Consider the following 21272-nt stretch of genomic DNA (forward strand, 5'->3'; position numbering starts at 1 on the left):
GGTAAGAGTTCCCATGGTACGGGGGTGATGCTGTGCCTGGCCGTAGCCGGTCGACGGTGTGGCCGTTCGCCGCGCTGTTCGCGAGCGGCGGTTTCGTGTTGGTCTTGTACTCGGCCGAGGAACAACCGCCCGGCTGGCTGAGCCGCTCGGCGGTGACCGTGTGCGGAGCCGCACCCAGCGGCTCCCACGCGCTCCTGCTCGGTTTGGTGTTGATCGCTCTCGCGCATGGACTGGGCAGGCGCCGCCGAGTGGACTGGATGCTCGGGCTGGGACTGGTGGCATGGAGCACCCTGGCCGAGGCGCAGTCGCTGGCGACCCGGGCGCCGGACGAGCCGTGGCGGCTCGTCCCGCTCAGCCTGACGTTGGTCTCGCTGGTGCGTGCGCGGGACCGGTTCACGGTCGTGCCCGATCCGCAGCGGCTGCGCCAGGCGGCGGCCGTGGCCGGCGCGTCCGGCGTGACGCTGGTGCTGGTCGGGGGTGGGGGACTGTTCGCGGAACGCGGTCGCTTCGCCGCCCCGCTGTCCGCGACGGGCCTGGGGCGCGAGTTCGTGGCCGCGGTCGCGGCCAACTCGGGTCCGGTGAATTTCGACGGGCCGGCCTGGTTGCTGCCCGGGCTGGCCGTGGCCTCGGGCCTGGCGCTGATCGCCGTGATCGCCACCCTGTCGGCGGCCGCGCCGCCGCCGGACCCGGCGGAGCCGCAGCAGCGCGCGGCGATGCGCACGCTGGTGGCGCACGGGGATTCGGACACCCTCGCTCCGTTCGCGCTGCGTTATGACAAGAGCTACGTCTTCGAGGACGGCGGACGGGCGGCGATCGCTTACCGGGTCCTGGCCGGGATGGCGGTGGCGGCGGGCGATCCGATCGGGGACCGCCGAGCGTGGCCCGCGGCGATCGACGCGTTCCTGACACTAAGCGAGCGGCGCGGCTGGCGTCCCGCGGTGCTGGGCGCCGGGCCGCGCTCGCGCGAACTGTGGGCGGCGCGGGGGCTGCGCGGCTTCGGGATCGGCGACGAGGTCATCATCGACGTCGCGTCGTTCTCGCTGCGGGGCCGGGCGATGCGCAACGTCCGGCAGGCGGTGCGGCGCACCGAGCATTCGGGCATCTGGGTCGCGGTGGTGCCGGAGCGCGAACTGAGCCCCGAACTGGCCGCGCAACTGCGCCGGATCCACCGGGCGTGGCTCGGCAGGGGGACGCCGCGGCGTCCCCGTCCGGACGCCGACATGGTGGCCCAGGGCCGTGAGCACGGCTTCGCGATGAACCTGGACGCGATGGCCGAGGGCAGGCACCCGGACTCACTGCTGGTGATCGCGTTCGCGGCGGACGGTTACGCGGTCGCCTTCCAGCGTTACCTGGTCGCGGCGCAGGCCGGTCCGCGCACCGTGCTCTCGCTGGATGTCATGCCGCGGCATCGGATCGCGCCGAACGGGGTGAACGAGCGGCTGATCGTGGCGGCGATCGAATACGCCGCCGCGCACGAGATCGCGACGGTCTCCCTCAACTTCGCGGCGTTCCGCACCGTGCTGGAGGCGTACCGGCTGGGCGGCACGTCGAGCGCGGCGGCCGACGGGGGGCCGGGATACGGCCCCGGCCGGCCCGGGCTGGTATCGCGCGCGACCCGCCGGGCCATCCACCTGATGGACCCGCTGATCCAACTGGAGTCGCTCTACCGGTTCAACGCGAAATTCCGGCCGGGCTGGCTGCCGCGCGCGGTCCTGGTCGCGTCCTGGCTGGATCTGCCGCTGTTCGGAATCGCCGCGTTCGGCCTGGAGTTCGCCCTGCCGTACGACCGGCGGCGCAGCCGGATCACCGCGCCCGAACTCAAGCACCGCACGCGGCCGCAGCCCGAGGGCGCGGCCGGCCGATCGCCCGCCGAGGCCGGGTCGGCCGGCGCGGATCAGGCGAACTGGAGCGCGGTGCAGCGCCATTCCAGCCGGTCCTGAGCACAGCGTTCGAAGCGCAACGCGACCGCGCGCACCCGCGGGCCGTCCTGCACGAGCACCGTGGATTCCACGGCGTCCGGTCCGGGTGCGTTGAGCCGGATCGAGCGGACCATGCTGCGCGCGGCGAAACGGGTGACCGCCCGGCGCTGCGCGACGGTGCTCAGCAACCCGAACACCTCGCGGGAGACCCAGCGCTTGACCTGCTCGGCCGGGCGCCGCTCCAGCAGCACGTCGACCACGGCCTCAACCAGGCGGCGCACTCCGGCCGGCGGCTGCTCGGCAGGCCGGCGAGCGCCGAGCGGGTCGAGTCGGTGCGTCCAGCCGACCACCCAGGAGCGCAGCGCTCCGGCGGCGCCGTCCAGCTCCAGGTCCTCCGGCTGTTGCGGCGCCTCTCGCGGCGCGGCGCGCTCCAGCGTGCCCACGACGGTCAGCAGCGGGCTGCGGCGGCGATTCTCGCCGAGCCCCTGGACGGGCGTCGCGCTATCGCAGGGATCGGCGTCATCACGGCAGTTACGCGGCATCACGCACCCCGATTCTCAGGGGCCCCGCATCCCGGAGCGGTCGCGCGCTCCTCACGGACGTCGGTGGCTCCGAACGGAACTCTGACGATGGTTCAGATCATCGAGCATGCCCGCGAGTTGCCCGGAAAGACGCCTCGGCGCCGAAGATCACCCGTTCAGCGCAGTGATCTTCGACACCGAGGTTGTCGATCATACGACGTATTCAGTTCTGCGACTTGACTGACACAGGCCGCGCCGGGGCGAGAGCGGTGGTGGCGGCGGCTACTTCTTGCGCCGCCGACCGCCGGGGGCCGGCGGACGACCCTTCGGCTTGGCCTTCGGGGTCGCGTCCTGCGGTCCGTCGGCGGCGGCGGTGGTCTCCTGCCGTTCCACCACGCCGCCTTCTCCGTCCACGGTGGGTGCGGAGTAGTTCAGCCGGGCCGGGCGCTTGGGGGCCTCCAGGCCCTTCGCGTTCAGCTGGGCGGTGGCGGCCTGAGCCTGGGCCTGGGCCTCCGGGTCGTCGCTGTTCGCCTCGACCTGCACTTCGAGGTTGAACAGGTACCCGACGGACTCCTCCTTGATGCCTTCCATCATGGCGTTGAACATGAGGTAGCCCTCGCGCTGGTACTCGACCAGCGGGTCGCGCTGCGCCATGGCGCGCAGACCGATGCCCTCCTGCAGGTAGTCCATCTCGTAGAGGTGCTCGCGCCAGCGGCGGTCGAGCACCGAGAGCACGACCCTGCGCTCCAGTTCCCGGGTGATCGAGTCGCCCAGGTTGGCCTCGCGCTTGTCATAGGCGCCGAGGACGTCCGCGGTGATCTCGTCGACGAGGACCTCCCGGGTGATCCCGGTGCGCCCGCCGACCGACTCCTCGACCTCCTCCAGGGTGATCGAGATCGGGTACAGCGTCGCGAGCGCGGTCCAGAGGTTCTCCAGCTCCCACTCCTCCGCGTAGCCCTCGGAGGTCGCCGCCTCGATGTACGCGCGGACCGTGTCCTCCATCATGTGGCGGACATGGTCGCGCAGGTCCTCGCCGTCCAGCACCCTGCGGCGCTCGGCGTAGATGACCTCACGCTGCTTGTTGATCACGTCGTCGTACTTGAGGACGTTCTTACGGATCTCGAAGTTCTGCTGCTCCAGCTGGGTCTGCGCGGACTGGATCGCCCGGGTGACCATCTTCGACTCGATCGGCACGTCGTCGCCGACGTTGGCGACCGAGAGCACCCGCTCCACGATCTGCGCCTTGAACAGCCGCATCAGGTCGTCACCGAGGGAGAGGTAGAACCGGCTCTCACCCGGGTCGCCCTGGCGTCCGGCACGACCGCGCAGCTGGTTGTCGATGCGCCGCGACTCGTGTCGCTCGGTGCCCAGCACGTACAGGCCGCCGAGCGAGTGGACTTCCTCGTGCTCGGTCGTGACCGCCTTCTTCGCCTTCTCCAGCGCCGCCGGCCAGGCCGCCTCGTACTCCTCGGGGGTCTCGCTCGGGGTCAGGCCGCGCTGCGCCAGCTCGCCCATCGCCAGGTTCTCCGGGTTGCCGCCGAGCATGATGTCCGTACCGCGGCCGGCCATGTTGGTGGCCACGGTGACGGCGCCCTTGCGCCCGGCCTGCGCGACGATCTGCGCCTCACGCTCGTGGTACTTCGCGTTCAGCACCTCGTGCGGTACGCCGCGCTTGCGCAACTGCTGCGAGAGGTACTCGGACTTCTCCACCGAGACCGTGCCGACCAGCACCGGCTGGCCCTCCGAGTGCCGGTGCTCGATGTCCTCGACCACGGCGCTGAACTTGGCTTCCTCGGAGATGTAGATCAGGTCCTGGTGGTCCTTGCGGACCATCGGCCGGTTCGTCGGGATCGGGACCACGCCGAGCTTGTAGATCTGGTGGAACTCGGCAGCCTCGGTCAGCGCGGTACCGGTCATGCCGGACAGCTTCTTGTAGAGGCGGAAGTAGTTCTGCAGGGTGATGGTGGCCAGCGTCTGGTTCTCGTTCTGGATGACCACCCCCTCCTTGGCCTCGATCGCCTGGTGCATACCCTCGTTGTAGCGCCGGCCGGCCAGCATGCGGCCGGTGTGCTCGTCGACGATCAGGATCTCGCCGTTCATGACCACGTAGTCGCGGTCCTTCTTGAACAGTTCCTTGGCCTTGATCGCGTTGTTGAGGAAGCCGACCAGCGGGGTGTTGACCGACTCGTACAGGTTGTCGATGCCCAGCAGGTCCTCGACCCGCTCGACGCCGCGCTCCAGGATGCCGATGGTCTTCTTCTTCTCGTCGACCTCGTAGTCGGTGTCCTTGGCCAGCCGGTTCACGATCTTGGCGAAGTCGGTGTACCACTTGGTGGCCTGGTCCGAGGGCCCGGAGATGATCAGCGGCGTGCGCGCCTCGTCGATCAGGATCGAGTCCACCTCGTCGACGACGGCGAAGTTGTGGCCGCGCTGCACCAGCTCGTCCTTCGACCAGGCCATGTTATCGCGCAGGTAGTCGAAGCCGAACTCGTTGTTGGTGCCGTAGGTGATGTCGGCGCCGTAGGCGATCCTGCGCTGCGCCGGGGTCATGCTGGCCAGGATCACGCCGACGTCGAGACCGAGGAAGCGGTGGATGCGGCCCATCCACTCCGCGTCGCGCTCGGCGAGGTAGTCGTTCGTGGTGACGATGTGGACACCGTCTCCGGACAGCGCGTTCAGGTACGCCGGCAGCGTACCGACCAGGGTCTTTCCTTCACCGGTGCGCATCTCGGCGATGTTGCCCCAGTGCAGCGCGGCGCCGCCCATCAACTGCACGTCGTAGTGGCGCTGCCCGATGGTGCGCTTGGCCGCCTCCCGGACGACCGCGAACGCCTCCCAGAGCAGGTCATCGAGGCTCTCGCCGTCCTGGTAGCGCTCTTTGAACTTGTCGGTCTCGGCGCGCAGCTCCGCGTCGGTGACGTCGACGTAGTCTTCCTCAAGCATGTTGACGGTCTCGGCCGTCTTGGCCAGCTTGCGAAGGATCTTCCCTTCGCCCGCGCGCAGGACCTTGTCGAAGAGGGCAGGCACTTTGGGAACGGCTCCTTGAACTGACTACAGACCTTGTATGGACGGACGCTGTGCGGACGGCCTGGCCGCCAAGGCGGGCAGCATACCCCCACCCCGGCCGTTATCCCATCGTAAGCGACTGTGCAGGTTCAATGACAGTGTGCGAGCCGCGATAACAGTGGCGGCCCGGCCGATCACAGCTGCGAGAGCGCGATTCCGTCGAGAATGTCATGTTCGGACACGACGACCTCGGCCAGCCCGAGCCGGTCCACGATCTGGGCCAGGATCAGTGCCCCGGCCCCGATCACGTCGACCCGGCCCGGGTGGATCACCGGATTCGCGGCGCGCTGCTCGTGCGTGGAGCTCAGCAGTTCTTCGGCGACGCGACGCGCCGTGCGTGCTGAAATCCGTGAAAGGTGCACGCGGTCGCGGTCGTACTCGGGCAGCCCGAGCGCGATCGCGCTGACCGTGGTGATCGAACCGGCCACCCCGACCAGAGTCTTCGCCTGCTCGATCGGCACGTGCGCGGCGGCCAGGTCGATCGCCGCGTCGATGTCCCGGAGCGCGGCGGAGATCTGCGCGCCGGTCGGCGGGTCCTGGGTCAGGTGACGCTCCGTGAGCCGGACGCAGCCGATGTCGACGGACCGGGCCGCCTCGACCGCGGCGTCGCCGAGCACGAACTCGGTGGAGCCGCCGCCGATGTCGACCACGAGGTACGGGGTCGGGTGCCCGGCCCCGTCGGCCGCCACGGCCTTGGTCGCGCCGTTGAACGAGAGCGCGGCCTCCTGGTCGCCGCTGACCACCTCGGGTTCGACGCCGAAGCGGGAGCGCACGCCCTCGACGAACTCGTCCCGGTTGGCGGCGTCCCGGGTGGCGCTGGTGGCTACGAAGCGGACGCGCTCGGCGCCCAGATCGCGTATCGCGGCCGCGTACTCGTCGCAGACCGCGAACGTGCGGCGCAGGGCCTCGGGAGCGAGCCGTCCGGTGGCGTCCACGCCCTGGCCGAGCCGCACGATCTCCATGCGGCGAGTCAGTTCGTTCGCGCCCCCGGACGCCGGGTCCAGGTCGGTGACGAGCAGGCGCAGGGAGTTCGTCCCGCAGTCGATGGCCGCGACGCGGATGGTCATCGGTCCCTCTCCCTCGTGTTGGTCGAGCCTGGGTCGGTCGGCGCGGAAACGGTCACGCAGGCGCCGTTGCGCCACCACTCGGGCAGCAGCGCCAGGGCCTCGTCCCCGAGCGGGTTGACTCCCGGACCGGCCGCGAGCGCGTGGCCGACCAGCACGTGCAGGCACTTGACCCGGTCAGGCATGCCGCCCGCGCTCGGGAAGCCTTCGAGTACGTCGATCGCGTCGCGGCGCTTGAGATAGTCCTCGTGCGCCGCACGGTAGGACACAGCCAATTCAGGATCGGTACGCAGCCGTTCGGTCATCTCGGCCATCACGCCACTGCCTTCCAGCGTGCCGATCGCTGACGCAGCCTTCGGGCAGGTGAGGTAGTACAGCGTGGGGAAGGGGCTGCCGTCCGGTAGCCGGGGTGCCGTCTCGACCACGTCCGGGTTGCCGCAGGGGCAGCGGTGCGCGACTGCGCGCAGGCCGCGTGGTTCCCGGCCCAGTTGTGCCCTGACCGCTTCGAAGTCCGCTTCCGCCACGCTCACGCTGACACGTTACCCGGTGGCTCGTCAGCGCGTCTGCGACGGCGACGGCACCGGGGAAGGCGTCTTGACCGTGGACCACAGCCGGTCGTACCAAGCCTTTTCGGTCGGCGTCGGGATGCCGAGCGGTTCGGCCGCGGCGCTCGGGTTGGGCACGATGTAGCCGATCTCGCCGGGCCGCACGTAGTGCAGCCGCTCGCGAGCCTGAATGGCGACGTATGCGGGGTCTGACCACTTGTCCAGCTCGCGCTGCAACGTGGCGACCTGCTGCGCGGTGACGTCGTTCTGGTGCCTCAAGCCGGCGATCTGCGTGCGCTGCGCGAGGTACTGGCGCAACGGATAGGCGACCGTGACCATGACGGCGCACAGCGCGAGAGCGAGGATACCGACACGGCCGGTCAGCCGGTTGCGCGACGGCTTCCGCGGCGGTCCGCCGGAACCGGGCCGTTGCCGCGGCAGTGCGGCGATGCGGGCCGCCGGGCCGCTCACACCGCCACCGTTCTCAGTGGCCTTACCCGCCTTCGCCGACCGGCTGTCAGCCATCGCGCCGCACCCCCTCCCGTCCAACGCCGCCCGGAGATCGACCGCAAGCCCAGAAGAACGGGCGTGGCGCGCCGGTCCGCGCCGCACGCCGTCGCAGACGACGCGCGGCCCGGAAGACGCGCCACCCAGCCTAGTGCCTCGGCAGCCAAGGCACTCGAACGCCTAGCCCTTGAAGCGCGGGAAGGCGGAGCGACCGGCGTAGCGGGCCGCGTCGTCCAGCTCCTCCTCGATGCGCAGCAGCTGGTTGTACTTGGCGACGCGGTCGGTGCGGGCCGGGGCGCCGGACTTGATCTGGCCGACGTCGGTGGCGACGGCGAGGTCCGCGATCGTGGTGTCCTCGGTCTCGCCGGAGCGGTGGCTCATCATGCAGCGGAACCCGGAACGGTGCGCCAGCGCGACCGCGTCGAAGGTCTCGGTCAGCGTGCCGATCTGGTTGACCTTCACCAGCAGCGCGTTGGCCTGGCCGCCGGTGATGCCGCGCTGGAGCCGCTCGGGATTGGTGACGAACAGATCGTCGCCGACCAGCTGCACCTTCGCGCCGAGCTGGTCGGTCACGGCCTTCCAGCCGTCCCAGTCCTCCTCGCCGTGCGAGTCCTCGATGGACACCAGCGGGTAGTTGGCGACCAGGTCGGCGTAGTAGGCGGTCAGCTCGGTGCCGGAGAACTGCTTGCCCTCCAGGGTGTACGCGCCGTCCTTGTACAGTTCGTTGGCGGCCACGTCGAGGGCGAGCGCGATCTCCTGGCCGGGCGTGTAGCCGGCCTTCTCGATGGCTTCGAGGATCAGGTCGAGCGCGGCCCGGTTCGACTCCAGGTTGGGGGCGAAGCCGCCCTCGTCGCCCAGGCCGGTGGACAGGCCGCGGGACTTGAGCACCGCCTTGAGCGCGTGGTAGGTCTCCGCGCCCCAGCGCAGCGCCTCGCCGTAGGTCTCCGCGCCGATCGGCGCGATCATGAACTCCTGGATGTCGACATTCGAATCAGCGTGCGCGCCGCCGTTGATGATGTTCATCATCGGGACCGGCAGGACGTGCGCGTTCGGACCGCCGAGGTAGCGGAACAGCGGCAGTTCGGCGGACTCGGCGGCGGCCTTCGCCACCGCGAGCGAGACTCCCAGGATCGCGTTCGCGCCGACCCGGGACTTGTTCGGCGTGCCGTCCAGGTCGATCAGTTCCTGGTCGATCAGCCGCTGCTCGTGCGCGTCGAAGCCGATCAGCGCCGGGCCGATCTCGTCGAGCACCGCGAGCACGGCCTTGGTCACGCCCTTGCCGCCGTAACGGTCCTTGTCGCCGTCGCGCAGCTCCACCGCTTCGAACGCACCGGTAGAAGCGCCGGACGGCACGGCCGCGCGGGCGATGGTGCCGTCGTCGAGCGCGACCTCGACCTCGACGGTGGGGTTGCCGCGGGAGTCGAGGATCTCCCGCGCGCCTACTGCTTCGATGGACGCCACGTGCGTTACTCCTTCGGTTCCTCGTCGGACGCCGCGTTCCGAAACGCTGCTCCTGACGGGTCTCGTCACGGTCTCTTGATGCCGGGAAACAGCCTAGTGCGCCGCGTGAACGGGGCGAACCGGGCTCGAAGTACGGACGGGTAACTCGTGCAGTCCACGCATGATCAGCCCCGAGTGCCAGCGCAGTTGCGCCGGCGGGACCGCGAGGGTGAGATCCGGGAAGCGGGTGAGCAGCCGCTCGAAGGCGATGCGGCCCTCCAGCCGGGCGAGGGGCGCACCGAGGCAGAAGTGGATGCCGTGGCCGAGGGCGAGGTGCCCGGTGGCGTTGCGGCCCAGGTCGAGCGCGTCCGGGTCGGTGAATCGCGCCGGGTCGCGATCCGCTGCGGCGAGCACTGCCAGGACCGGTTCGCCGGCCGGGATGGCAACGTCCGCGACTGTGATCGGTTCCGTGGTGAAGCGCCAGGTGGCGAACTCCACCGGCCCGTCGTAGCGAAGAAGTTCCTCGACGGCGCAGTCCATGGCGGCGGGGTCGGCCTGGAGCTTGGCACTCTGCTGCGGGTGGGTGAGCAGGGCGAAAGTCCCGTTGCCGATGAGATTGACGGTGGTCTCGAATCCGGCGAAGAGCAGAATGAAGCCCATTGCCGCGGCTTCGTCCTCGGTCAGGTGCTCGCCGTGGTCGGAGGCGCGGATCAGGGCGGAGAGCAGGTCGTCGTCGGCCGGATCGGCCGGCAGCGTGAGCCGCTTCTTGTGGATGAGCTCTCTGAGATAGCCGCGCACCCGCTTGACCGAGCGGCCGACACCGCCACGCGGTCCGGTCCGGTCGATCATCCCGTTGGCCCATTCGTGGAAGATCGGTTGGTCTTCGGGTGGAACGCCGAGCATTTCGCAGATCACGACGACGGGTAGGGGGAAGGCGTAGCCGCGGATCAGATCCACCGCGGCCGAGTCGGCCGCGGTGCCCGCGAAGGCGAGGTCGAGCAGGGAATCGGCGATCTGCACGATGCGCGGCTCGAAGTCAGCGACGCGGCGCGGTGTGAACGCCTTCGACACCAGGCGGCGCAGCCTGGTGTGGTCCGGCGGATCCAGGTTCAGCAGGTGCGCCGCGATCCCGGAGCGGTGCTCACCCGGGATCCCGGTGCGTCCGGGCCGCCAGCCGGGATACGAGGTCTGAGCGTTCTTCGAAAGGCGCGGGTCGGCCAGCACCGCACGCACGTCCTCGTACCGGGTGACCAGGTAAGCCTCAACGCCATTAGGCAACCGCGTGCGGCGTACCGGGGCGTTCTCGCGCAGCCACGCATACGCCGGGTACGGATCGTCGATGAACTCGCGGCTGAACAGCGGTGGCGGTGCGGTCACCGCCCCATGGTCACACGCGCGGGGCGGCGGACGGTACGCCGTGCCCCCCACTCCGGAGACCCGCGCGGTTACTGTTTGTGTCATGGAGATAACCACTGAGCGCGAAGATCTGCTCGCGATGGTCGCCGACCAACGCAGGAACTTCCTGTTCACCGTCGCGGACATCACCGACGAGCAGGCAGCGACGCGAACGACGGTCAGTGAGCTGACACTCGGTGGCCTGGTCAAGCACCTGGCCGGCATGCAGCGCTCATGGATCGCGGTGGTCGACGGCACGGCACCCGCCGAGTACGGCTGGTCCGATCTCGACCCGGACCACTACCGGATGACGCCGTCCGAGACCCTGGCCGGGCTGCTCGACGACTTCCACGGCACCTGCGCCGCGTTCGATCGGGCCCTGCGCGAAGAGCCGGACCTGGACCGCGAGGTGACTCTCCCGCGGTACCCGTGGTCGCCGGCGGGGCCGACCGTCTGGACCGTCCGCCACATTCTGCTGCACATCTTCCGGGAGATCACGCACCACAGCGGCCACGCCGACATCATCCGCGAAGCACTGGACGGCGCCAGCACGACGGCGCGGATGGCTGCGGCCGCGAGCGAGGGGCAGTAGCGGACCTCGGCGGGGACCTGCGGATCAGGAGACCGGTTGTTCCTGGTTCACATGTCTGAGGTACCACAGGATCGCCGTCGCAAGGATCTCAGACTCGTTGCGTCCGGTCCTGCGGGCGTACTCGCTCAAACGCTGCTGGAGGCGGGGAGGCAACGAGTATTCGAAATCCACGCCCCCAACCATCGCAAAACGCAGGCCGCCAAGGAAGTCAGAACTCCGATATTCACACGATCGTGGGAGCTGGGGAGCGCGAAGACGTGCTGCGCGTGCGCCGTGCGACCCCGCAGTCCCATCCCGATGGCGTGCGCGGAGCGGACGGACTCAGGGCTGCGTAACACCGGTGTTGTGCGGGACGGAGTCGTTGACGGTCGGGGTCACGGTCTTGCCCTCGACGGCCTGCTGCATTCCGTCGACCTTCTTGCCTTCGGGCGCATCGCCGTCCTTGGCCGCCGCCTTCATCTCCGACTTGAAGATGCGCAGCGATTGGCCGACCGACCGCGCGGCGTCCGGCAGCTTGCGCGAGCCGAACAGCAGCACGACAAGCGCGACGATGATGACGATGTGCCAGCCTTCAAGCCCACGCAGCATGGTCAGATCTCCTACAACGGCGTAACGTCCGACCGGAGCGTTTCGTCCGGTACACGCCTCCCAGACTAACCCGACACCGTGGCATCCCGGGAGGTCTCGCGGGCCACGATCTGATCGCGCAGGCCACGGGCCGCGCCGCGCAGGGCCTCCTCCGGGTCGACGCCGAGCGAACGGGCGTGCGCCACCGCGGCGAGCAGCAGCCGCCCGACCCCGGCCGCATCCTGGGCCTGAGCGGCTGCTTCGGCCGTCAGCGCGGGTAGTTCCAGCGGGATCCCGGCGTTGCGGGACCGCTTGAGCAGCTTGTCGGCCAGCGAGAGCGCCGGCTGAGCCAACGGCACGCCTTCGACCGCGGAGGTGCGGCCCTTCTCCTCGGCCTTGATCCGGTCCCAGTTCGCCTCGACATCGGCCGCGGTGTCCGCGACCGCTCCGCCGAAGACGTGCGGATGCCTGCCGACCAGCTTCTTCGCGATACCGTCCGCCACGTCGTCGATACCGAACGGGTCGGTCGGGTGCTCCTGTGCGATGCGTGCGTGGAACGCGACCTGAAGCAGCACGTCGCCGAGTTCTTCACGTAGCGCGTCGCGGCCCGGGCCCGGCTCGTCGCAGGCGCCCTCCTCGATCGTCTCGACGGTCTCGTAAGCCTCTTCGAGGAGGTACTTCACCAGGGAGCGGTGGGTCTGCTCCCCGTCCCAGGGGCAGCCGCCGGGGGAACGCAGCCGGTCCATGACGGCGACCAGGTCCAGCACCTTGGCCCCGGGCAGGTCGTAGCTGCCCGGCAGCAGCTCCAGTTCGATCTCACCGCCGTGGGCCAAGTGCTCGCCCAGCGCCTGGGCCAGCGCCTCGTCGCCGTCCTGGGCGGCGATCCACACCACGCTCGCGCCCGCCTCGGCCTGATCGATCAGGTCGCGGGCTATCTCATGCGCGGACGCCTTCGGGTCGAACACGACGATCTGTACGTCCACGTCGTCGAGGTAGGGCAGCACCGGGTGGTCCGGCGAACCGGTGTGGACGACGGCGCCGGAACCGGTCATGAGTCGCCAGGCCGAGGCCGAGACAAGCCCGGGGGCGACGCGCGGGGAGAACGGGACGAGAACGATCCGACCGGGCATGCCCTAACCCTAAAGCGTCGGCAGCGCGCCCGTGCTCCAGCGCGCTGAGAAGGCTGGTGACGCGGAATGCGGGCGCACGGTACGCGGTCGGGTAGGCCGGACAAGATCGGCTGCACGGGGGCGAGAGAAACGTGGCCCGGATGAGGGATCTGCAGCACCTGCCACCCGCCTGACGACACCGCGCCGCACCTGACGTCACGTCACGCCGAGCGCCGGGCAACGGCAGAAGCTACATCAGCAGGACGTTGTCGATCAGCTCGCGGCACCAGGCCAGCAGGTCCAGGCCGACGACCGGCTGGCCACCGATGCGCTGCGTCATGGGCTTGGGCACCAGGATCGTGTGCGTCGCCGCCTTGTTGAGCGACTTCGGGTAGACCCGCTGGAGCCGCATGAGCTGCGACTCCCGCAGCTCGACGGGGGCGAACTTGACGTAGTTGCCCTGCGCCGCGACCTCGGTCAGCCCCGCGGAGCGCGCGTGCGCGCGGAACAGTGCCACCGCGAGCAGGTTGCCCACGGGCACCGGCAGCTGCCCGTAACGGTCGACCAGCTCGTCATGCACCTCGGTGACGCCCGACGAGTCCGTGATCGACGCGATACGCCTGTATGCCTCCAGGCGCAGCCGCTCGTCCGGAACCCAGTCGTGCGGGATGTGTGCGTCGATGGGCAGGTCTACCCGCACGTCCACCTGCTCCGGCTCGGTGCGGCCTTCGGCCAGGGCTCGGAAATCGGCCACCGCTTCGCCCACCATCCGCATGTAGAGGTCGAAGCCGACGCCCTCGATGTGCCCGGACTGCTCGCCGCCCAGCAGGTTTCCCGCGCCGCGGATCTCAAGGTCCTTCATCGCCACGTACATGCCGGCGCCGAGGTCGGTGTGCTGGGCGATGGTGGCGAGCCGCTCGTGCGCCGTCTCGGTCAGCGGCTTCTCCGGCGGGTAAAGGAAGTACGCGTACGCACGCTCCCGGCCGCGGCCCACCCGGCCGCGCAGCTGGTGCAGCTGGGAGAGGCCGAAGACGTCGGCGCGCTCCACGATCAGGGTGTTGGCGTTGGAGATGTCGATGCCGGATTCGACGATCGTGGTGCACACCAGCACGTCGAACTCGCGGTTCCAGAAGTCGACGATCAGCCGCTCCAGCGTGTGCTCGTTCATCTGCCCGTGCGCGATCGCGATGCGCGCCTCGGGAACCAGCTCCTGCAGCCGCGCGGCAGCGCGATTGATCGACTCGACCCTGTTGTGGATGTAGAAGACCTGGCCCTCGCGCAGCAGCTCGCGGCGGATCGCGGCGGCGATCTGCTTCTCCTCGTACGAGCCGACGAACGTGAGCACCGGGTGCCGTTCCTCGGGCGGGGTCTGGATCGTCGACATCTCACGGATGCCGGTGACCGCCATCTCCAGGGTGCGCGGGATCGGGGTCGCGGACATGGTCAACACGTCCACGTTGGCCCGCATCTGCTTGAGGTACTCCTTGTGCTCCACACCGAAGCGCTGTTCCTCGTCGACGATCACGAGGCCGAGGTCCTTGAACTTCGCCTCCTTCGAGAACAGCCGGTGGGTGCCGATGACGATGTCGACGGTGCCCTCGGTCAGGCCGCGCAGCACCTCGGTGGCCTCCTTGTCGGTCTGGAAGCGGGAGAGCGCCTTGATGTTGACCGGGAACTGCGCGTACCGCTCGGCGAAGGTGGAGAAGTGCTGCTGCACCAGCAGCGTGGTCGGCACGAGCACCGCCACCTGCTTGCCGTCCTGCACCGCCTTGAACGCGGCGCGCACCGCGATCTCGGTCTTGCCGTAGCCGACGTCGCCGCAGATGAGGCGATCCATCGGCACCGACTTCTCCATGTCCGCCTTGACCTCGTCGATGCAGGCGAGCTGGTCGGGCGTCTCGACGTAGGGGAAGGCGTCCTCCAGCTCGCGCTGCCACGGGGTGTCGGAGCCGAAGGCGTACCCGGGGGCTGCCATACGCGCCGAGTAGAGCTTGATCAGGTCGCCCGCGATCTCCCTGACCGCCTTGCGGGCGCGGCTCTTGGCCTTGTGCCAGTCGGCGCCGCCGAGCCGGTGCAGGCTCGGGGACTCGCCGCCGACGTACTTGGTGACCTGCTCCAACTGGTCGGTCGGCACGAACAGCCGGTCGCCCGGCTGGCCGCGCTTGGACGCGGCGTACTCGATGACGAGGTACTCGCGGGTCGCGCCGGCCACCGTGCGCTGCACCATTTCGACGTAACGGCCCACGCCGTGCTGCTCGTGCACGACGAAGTCGCCCGCGCGCAGTTGCAGAGGGTCGACCATGTTGCGGCGGCGCGAGGGCATCCGCCGCATGTCCCTGGTGGACGAGCGCTGCCCGGCGATGTCGGTCTCGGTGAGGACTGCCAGGCGCGCGCTTTCGAGGACGAACCCGCGCTCGATCGACCCGGTGGCGACGTGCAGGACGCCGGGCTCAGGCTCGTCGGGCAGATCGATGTCGAGGCGCGCGCCGAGGTCCGCGCCCTTGGCCACCTCGACCAGGCGCTCGGCCGGGCCGTGGCCCTCGGTGACCAGCACGACGCGCCAGCCTTCGCGCAGCCAGGCCCGCACGTCGGCGAGCGCGGCCGAGGTGTCGCCGCGGTATTCGGGGGCTGCCACGGCGTCCGCCCGCACGGAGTCGTCGGTGTCCAGTGCCTGCTCGGAGAACTGGGAAAGCTCCTCGTCCGTCACGAACGGGCTGACGGACCACCAGGGCAGGCCGCGCCGGCGGGCGTGCTCACGCACGTCGGTGAGCGACCAGAGCGACGCCGAGTCGAGGTCCAGTGGCGCGGCGGCGCCCATGGCGGCGGCGGCCCAGGAGGCGTCGAGGAATTCCTGGGAGGTCCGCACGAGGTCGGCGGCCCGCGCCCTGACCCGCTCCGGGTCGCAGGAGACGATGTGCGTGTCCGGCGGCAGTAGGTCGATGAGCAGTTCCATCCGGTCGACCAGCACCGGGGCGAGCGATTCCATGCCCTCGACGGCGATGCCTTCGGCGATCTTGCCGAACACGTCGGCGAGCGCCGGGAACTCGGAGGCGTAACCGTGCGCGCGCTTGCGTACCGTGTCGGTGAGCAGCATTTCGCGGCACGGAGGCGCCCACAGGCCGTGGGGCGCCACCTCCAGCGAGCGCTGGTCGGCCACTTTGAAGTAACGGATCTCCTCGATCTGGTCGCCCCAGAACTCCAGGCGCAGCGGGTGCTCCTCCGTGGGCGGGAAGATGTCGAGAATGCCGCCGCGCACCGCGAAGTCGCCGCGCTTCTCCACCAGGTCGGTGCGCAGGTAAGCGGCGTCGCCGAGACGGCGCACCACCTCGTCGAGTTCGATCTCCTCTCCCGCGGTCACCCGCACCGGCTCAAGGTCGCCGAGGCCGGCCACCTGCGGCTGGAGCACGGCCCGGACCGGCGCGACGACGATCCGCGGCGCGACCTCGTCTCCCTCGGTCCCGGGATGGGTCAGCCGCCGCAGCACGGCCAGGCGCCGGCCGACGGTGTCCGAGCGCGGCGAGAGCCGTTCGTGCGGCAGGGTCTCCCAGGCCGGGAACTCGGCCACCGCCGAGGAACCCAACAGGGCTCGCAGGCCGGCGGCCAGGTCGTCGCACTCACGCCCGGTGGCGGTGACCGCGAGCAGCGGGCGGCCCGCCTGCCTCGCGATGGCGGCCAGGGCGAAGGGACGCAGGCCGGGCGGGGCGGTCAGGTCGAGCCGGGGCCGGTCACCGGTGCCCGCGGCGCGCACCGCGGCGGCGATCGCCGAGTCCCGCGCGACGGGACCGAGCAGTCCGGGCAGTGGCATGGGAAACTCCTCGGTCCATGGCGGGCACGCGGACTACCCCCGATCTGCGGGAGAACGGGGGTGGGGTGATGCATCCAGCGTACGCACTCGGGCCGACAACCGCTCACACGTATCGAACATACGATCGACGCATATGGGACGATTGCGCTCCACGGATCGCCTGACGGTCCGTCGGAATGTAGCTTCCACCGCCTGCCGGGGGCGTGCACACTCGTGCGCAATCCCGCCAAATACACCAGGAAGGCTCTCCCGCCTACCGCACAGAGGACTCGGACGGGTACCGTTCCACTGTCGTTAATGCCGACTTCGGCGATCGCCTCGGGCACCCCGGCGCGGTCCGGTCGAGTGGACGTGACGGTTCGGGAAAAGGGCTGGAGATCATGACGCAAGGATCGGGCATGGGTTCGCCGACGCGCGCCGCGATACCGAACGGGCAGTTCGCCGGCCGGCTGATCGAGTTCAGCGACCCGGAACTGGACCGCAAGTATCCGCGCGGCGTCTACGTGGACCTGCAGGGCTACCCGAACTTCTCGGTGTACGCGCGGCAGGCTGTGGAGATCGCCGAACCGCCCTCGGGCCTGTCCGTCGACGAGGTGCGTGTCACCGACGTCGTGGCGGCCAACCTGCTCGGCTCCGTCAGCGGTGACCCGTTGTGGCAGCAGGGCCGCCCGCCGACGGTGACTCCGGAAGGATGGACCTGGGTTCACGAGGCGCGCAGCCGCAAGCTTTACCTGGTGCCCGCGGAGCTGAACGCTTCGTTCCGGCACCACGGCGGCATCGCGACGCTGCAGAGCGACCCGTCGAAGTCCGGGCTCTGGCACGAGGGGATGCTTGAGCCCGTCGCGTTCGAGCGCTCGGGCTCGGTGCCGGAGGACGCGCTGCAGCAACTGGAGTCACAGCTCGGTTTCCAGCTGCCGGTCTCCTACCGGCGGTTCCTCGGCGGTACCGACGGCGGTCGGCCCCTGGTTCCCGCGGTCAACCTCAACTGCGGCTTCATCGCGGACGGATGGCTGTTCGGGCTGCGCCGCTCCGATCCGCATCAGGACCTGGTCTACGCCAACCAGTCGCTCTACGACCGGTTCACCGAGGAGTACCTGGGCATCGGCTTCGTGCAAGGCGGCATGCTCGCGCTGAAGATCCGCGGCAACGATCTGGGCTCGGTCTGGTACTTCGACGACGACGACCCGCGCGACCACGACGGCCGCGACGCCGCCTCGGTGTGCGCCGAACTGCTGCACCGTGTCGGCAACGACTTCGACGACTTCGCCCGGCACCTGGTGGCGCTGCCCGCGCAGATCGTGGAGATCTCGGAGGCAGCGGTGCGCGGCGGCCATGCCAGGCCGGTCGAGGACGCGCCGCACCTCGGCTCGGCGCTTCCCGTGCACCTGCGGGCGCGCTGACCGCGCGCGGCGACCATGCCGTTCGGCGACTCGGCCGTTCGGCGGCACGCGCGCCCCGGCGGGCGTCGGCGGGCGTCGGCGGGCGTCGGTTCGGGCGAAGTCTCACCGAGTGAACTGATAACGAAGGTGTGACGAACGCCGCATAAGATGGCTCAGGTGTGGACAGCGTGGTCCGCCAGCAGTGCTGCCGAGTGTCGCCGACCTGCCGAGGATGAGCCATGCCCGAGCCTGTGACCAGCGGACCCACCGAACCGTCGCCCTCCCCCGACGCCGCCCTGCGCGCCGACATCAAGTCGCTCGGCGAACTGCTCGGCCGCACCCTGGTGCGCCAGGAGGGCCAGGAGTTGTTCGACCTCGTCGAGGAGGTGCGCGCGCTGACCCGGTCGGATGATCCGGCGGACGGGGAGCGGGCGGTGAACCGGCTCGCCGAGATCGATCTGGCCACCGCCATCCGGCTGGTGCGCGCCTTCTCCTCCTACTTCTTCCTGGCCAACGTCACCGAGCAGGTGCACCGCGGCCGGGAGTTGCACACCCAGCGCGCCACGGTCGGCTCCTGGCTCACTCAGGCGATCGACCGGATCGCCGACGCGATCGACGACCCCGAGTCCAAGGTCACCCGGGACTGGGTCGAGCAGGTGGTCTCGTATCTGTCCATCCGGCCGGTCTTCACCGCGCACCCCACCGAGGCCGCCCGGCGCACCATTCTGACCAAGCTGCGGCAGATCGCGCTGCTGCTGGACGCGAACCCGTTCACCGAGTCCAGCGACCCGGTCGCGCGAAGGCGGGCCGAGCGCCGCCTGGAGGAACTGGTCGAGTCGCTGTGGCAGACCGACGAACTGCGGGTGGCGCGCCCCGAGCCGACCGACGAGGCGCGCAACGCGCTGTACTACCTCGACGAGCTGCACTCCGGCGCGGTGCCCGACGTCCTCGACGAGCTGGCCGCGGAGCTGGACCGGATCGACGTCACGCTGCCCGTGGACGCCCGGCCGCTCTCGTTCGGCTCGTGGATCGGCGGGGACCGCGACGGCAACCCGAACGTGACTCCGCAGCTGACCCTGGAGATCCTCGCCCTGCAGCACGAACGCGCGATCGAGGACGCGCTCAAGGTGGTCGAGCAACTGCGCGCCACGCTGTCCACGTCCAAGCGGATAGCGCAGGTCAGCCCGCGCCTTGAGTCCTCGGTCGAGGCCGACCTGGCGGCGCTGAGCGACATCGCCCCGCGCTACAAGCGGCTCAACCAGGAGGAGCCGTACCGGCTCAAGGCGATCTGCGTGCGCCAGAAGCTGATCAACACGCGGCGGCGGATCGCGCAGCAGCGCCCGCATGTTCCGGGGCAGGACTACCTCAACGGCGAGGAACTGGTCGCCGACCTGGTGCTGATGCGCGAGTCGCTGCTGGCCGACCGGGGCGAGCTGATCGCCCGCGGTTCGCTGGACCAGGTGATCCGCACGGTTTCGGCCTTCGGCCTGCATCTGGCGACGCTGGACGTGCGCGAGCACGCCGACGCGCACCATCACGCGATCGGCCAGCTGATCGACCGGCTCGGCGGCGAGTCCTGGCGGTACGAGGACATGCCGCGCGACTACCGCGCCGGGCTGCTTGCCAAGGAGCTGCGCTCGCGCCGACCGCTGGCGCTGTTGCCCGCGGCGGTCCACCGGGCCGCCGATCCGGCCACCGCGACCCCGCTGCTGGACGAGGCCGCGGCGCGCACGTTCGGCATCTTCACCGCGATCCGTGAGGCGATCGACCGTTTCGGCCCGGCGGTGATCGAGAGCTACATCATCTCGATGTGCCGCGGCGTGGACGACGTGTACGCGGCCGTGCTGCTGGCGCGCGAGGCCGGTCTGATCGACCTGCGCGGCGAGAAGGCGCAGATCGGCTTTGTGCCGCTGCTGGAGACCGTGGAGGAGTTGCGGCAGTCGGACACCATCCTCAACGATCTGCTCAGCGACCCGTCGTACCGCAAGCTGGTGCGGCTTCGCGGGGACGTGCAGGAGGTGATGCTCGGCTACAGCGACTCGAACAAGGAGGCCGGGATCACCACCAGCCAGTGGGAGATTCACCTGGCCCAGCGCAAGCTGCGGGATGTGGCGCACCGGCACGGCATCCGGCTGCGGCTGTTCCACGGCCGCGGCGGTACCGTCGGGCGCGGCGGCGGCCCGACCCACGACGCGATCCTGGCGCAGCCGTGGGGCACGCTGGAGGGCGAGATCAAGGTCACCGAGCAGGGCGAGGTGATCTCGGACAAGTACGCGCTGCCGTCGCTGGCCCGGGAGAACCTGGAGCTGACGGTCGCGGCGACGCTGGAGGCCTCGGTGCTGCACCTGGGGCCGCGGCAGAGCGCGGACGCGCTGGCCCGCTGGACGGCGACCATGTCAGGCATCTCCGACGCCGCGTTCGCCCGGTACCGGGCGCTGGTGGAGGACCCGGATCTGCCGAAGTACTTCCTCGCCTCGACCCCGGTGGACCAGCTCGGCGACCTGCACCTCGGCTCGCGGCCGTCGCGCCGGCCGGACTCGGGGGCGGGTCTGGCGGGGTTGCGGGCGATCCCGTGGGTGTTCGGCTGGACCCAGTCCCGGCAGATCGTGCCGGGCTGGTTCGGGGTCGGCACGGGCCTGGCGGCCGCGTACGAGGCCGGCAACGCGGACGTGCTGGCGGAGATGTTCGAGCAGTGGCACTTCTTCAGCAACTTCCTGTCGAACGTATCGATGACCCTGGCCAAGACCGATCTGCAGATCGCGCAGCGGTACGTCAACCGGTTGGTGCCTGAGGAGCTTCGGCACGTCTTCGACACGATCAAGGAAGAGCACGAGCTGACGGTTCAGCAGGTGCTGCGGGTCACCGGCCAGAAGCAACTGCTCGGGCATGATCCGGTACTCGCGCGCACGCTGCGGATCAGGGACCGCTACCTTGACCCGATCTCGTACCTGCAGGTGGCGCTGCTCAAGCGGCACCGGGAGGCGGTCGCGACCGGGCAGGAGGTCGAGCCGCAGTTGACGCGCGCGCTGCTGCTGACGGTGAACGGCGTCGCCGCCGGGCTGCGCAACACCGGGTGAAACGGCGGCCGCCGCCGGGCTCAGATACCGGGTGAAACGACGGCGGCCGGGCGGCGAAAAGCATGCGGCGGACGGCCATTGATTTCTGGCCGTCCGCCGTTCGTTGTCTCGACGCCCCCGGTTCACCTTGCGAGGAATGCGTTCATACCCCCGCTGAGCTGTGGATAAACAAGATCGGGTTGTCCACGAGCTGTGGATACATTCTGTGGATAACTCGCTGCGCCATGCACACCCGTCCTCACGTAATGGCAGCCGTCAGCCAATTGACACCCAGTTGTCATCCGGC

General features: G+C 69.9%; 14 protein-coding genes. 4 read left to right on the forward strand and 10 right to left on the reverse strand.

The window, feature by feature from the left end; genetic code table 11:
* The first annotated feature begins 32 nt into the window (after positions 1-32).
* A complete protein-coding gene (locus tag KGA66_RS31440) occupies positions 33-1940 on the forward strand; it encodes a phosphatidylglycerol lysyltransferase domain-containing protein (protein WP_211465208.1) in 1908 nt (635 codons plus the stop codon).
* Here the strand turns inward: KGA66_RS31440 and KGA66_RS05510 are convergent.
* From KGA66_RS05510 to KGA66_RS31445, 7 genes are all read right to left on the reverse strand, one after another.
* Positions 1895-2461, reverse strand: a complete 567-nt coding sequence (locus KGA66_RS05510) for an Rv3235 family protein (RefSeq protein ID WP_246507082.1) — start codon at positions 2459-2461, stop codon at positions 1895-1897. The genes KGA66_RS31440 and KGA66_RS05510 overlap by 46 nt on opposite strands.
* Positions 2462-2722: 261 nt before the next feature.
* Positions 2723-5467 carry a preprotein translocase subunit SecA gene (secA, locus tag KGA66_RS05515; protein WP_211465210.1) on the reverse strand — a complete coding sequence of 915 codons (2745 nt, stop codon included), beginning with the start codon at positions 5465-5467 and terminating at the stop codon, positions 2723-2725.
* A gap of 173 nt (positions 5468-5640) precedes the next feature.
* Entirely contained in the window at positions 5641-6573 is a 933-nt protein-coding gene (locus KGA66_RS05520) for a Ppx/GppA phosphatase family protein (protein WP_211465212.1), read from the reverse strand.
* A complete protein-coding gene (locus KGA66_RS05525; RefSeq protein WP_211465214.1) occupies positions 6570-7100 on the reverse strand; it encodes a DUF501 domain-containing protein in 531 nt (176 codons plus the stop codon). The genes KGA66_RS05520 and KGA66_RS05525 overlap by 4 nt, the downstream gene beginning before the upstream one ends.
* A gap of 24 nt (positions 7101-7124) precedes the next feature.
* Positions 7125-7640: an FtsB family cell division protein gene (locus KGA66_RS05530; RefSeq protein WP_211465216.1), complete on the reverse strand. Its 516-nt coding sequence runs from the start codon at positions 7638-7640 to the stop codon at positions 7125-7127.
* 162 nt (positions 7641-7802) lie between these two features.
* Positions 7803-9083, reverse strand: coding sequence for a phosphopyruvate hydratase (gene eno, locus KGA66_RS05535; protein ID WP_211465218.1), 1281 nt, complete (start codon positions 9081-9083; stop codon positions 7803-7805).
* Positions 9084-9176: 93 nt separating this feature from the next.
* The gene (locus KGA66_RS31445; RefSeq protein WP_211465220.1) at positions 9177-10439 is read right to left on the reverse strand and encodes a cytochrome P450 family protein; all 1263 of its coding nucleotides are present in this window, start codon (positions 10437-10439) and stop codon (positions 9177-9179) included.
* An 82-nt stretch (positions 10440-10521) separates the two neighbouring features.
* Between KGA66_RS31445 and KGA66_RS05545 the strand changes: the two genes are divergently transcribed.
* Positions 10522-11049, forward strand: a complete 528-nt coding sequence (locus KGA66_RS05545) for a DinB family protein (protein ID WP_211465222.1) — start codon at positions 10522-10524, stop codon at positions 11047-11049.
* A 321-nt stretch (positions 11050-11370) separates the two neighbouring features.
* Here KGA66_RS05545 and tatA read toward each other — a convergent pair whose 3' ends face one another.
* The 3 genes from tatA to mfd form a co-directional block, all read right to left on the reverse strand.
* On the reverse strand, positions 11371-11637 hold the full coding sequence (tatA, locus tag KGA66_RS05550; RefSeq protein ID WP_211465231.1) for a Sec-independent protein translocase subunit TatA: 267 nt from the start codon (positions 11635-11637) through the stop codon (positions 11371-11373).
* Between the two features lie 65 nt (positions 11638-11702).
* The gene (locus tag KGA66_RS05555; protein ID WP_211465233.1) at positions 11703-12746 is read right to left on the reverse strand and encodes a nucleoside triphosphate pyrophosphohydrolase; all 1044 of its coding nucleotides are present in this window, start codon (positions 12744-12746) and stop codon (positions 11703-11705) included.
* 229 nt (positions 12747-12975) lie between these two features.
* Positions 12976-16530 (reverse strand): transcription-repair coupling factor, encoded by a 3555-nt coding sequence (gene mfd, locus KGA66_RS05560; protein WP_211465235.1) that lies wholly within the window; start codon positions 16528-16530, stop codon positions 12976-12978.
* 398 nt (positions 16531-16928) lie between these two features.
* On the opposite strand from mfd, the gene KGA66_RS05565 reads away from it, so the two are divergent.
* Positions 16929-17930, forward strand: a complete 1002-nt coding sequence (locus KGA66_RS05565) for an SMI1/KNR4 family protein (protein ID WP_211465243.1) — start codon at positions 16929-16931, stop codon at positions 17928-17930.
* A 218-nt stretch (positions 17931-18148) separates the two neighbouring features.
* Positions 18149-20986, forward strand: a complete 2838-nt coding sequence (gene ppc, locus KGA66_RS05570) for a phosphoenolpyruvate carboxylase (protein ID WP_211465245.1) — start codon at positions 18149-18151, stop codon at positions 20984-20986.
* Positions 20987-21272 lie beyond the last annotated feature (286 nt).

This window comes from Actinocrinis puniceicyclus (assembly GCF_018283645.1).
Taxonomy (GTDB): Bacteria; Actinomycetota; Actinomycetes; order Streptomycetales; family Catenulisporaceae; genus Actinocrinis; species Actinocrinis puniceicyclus.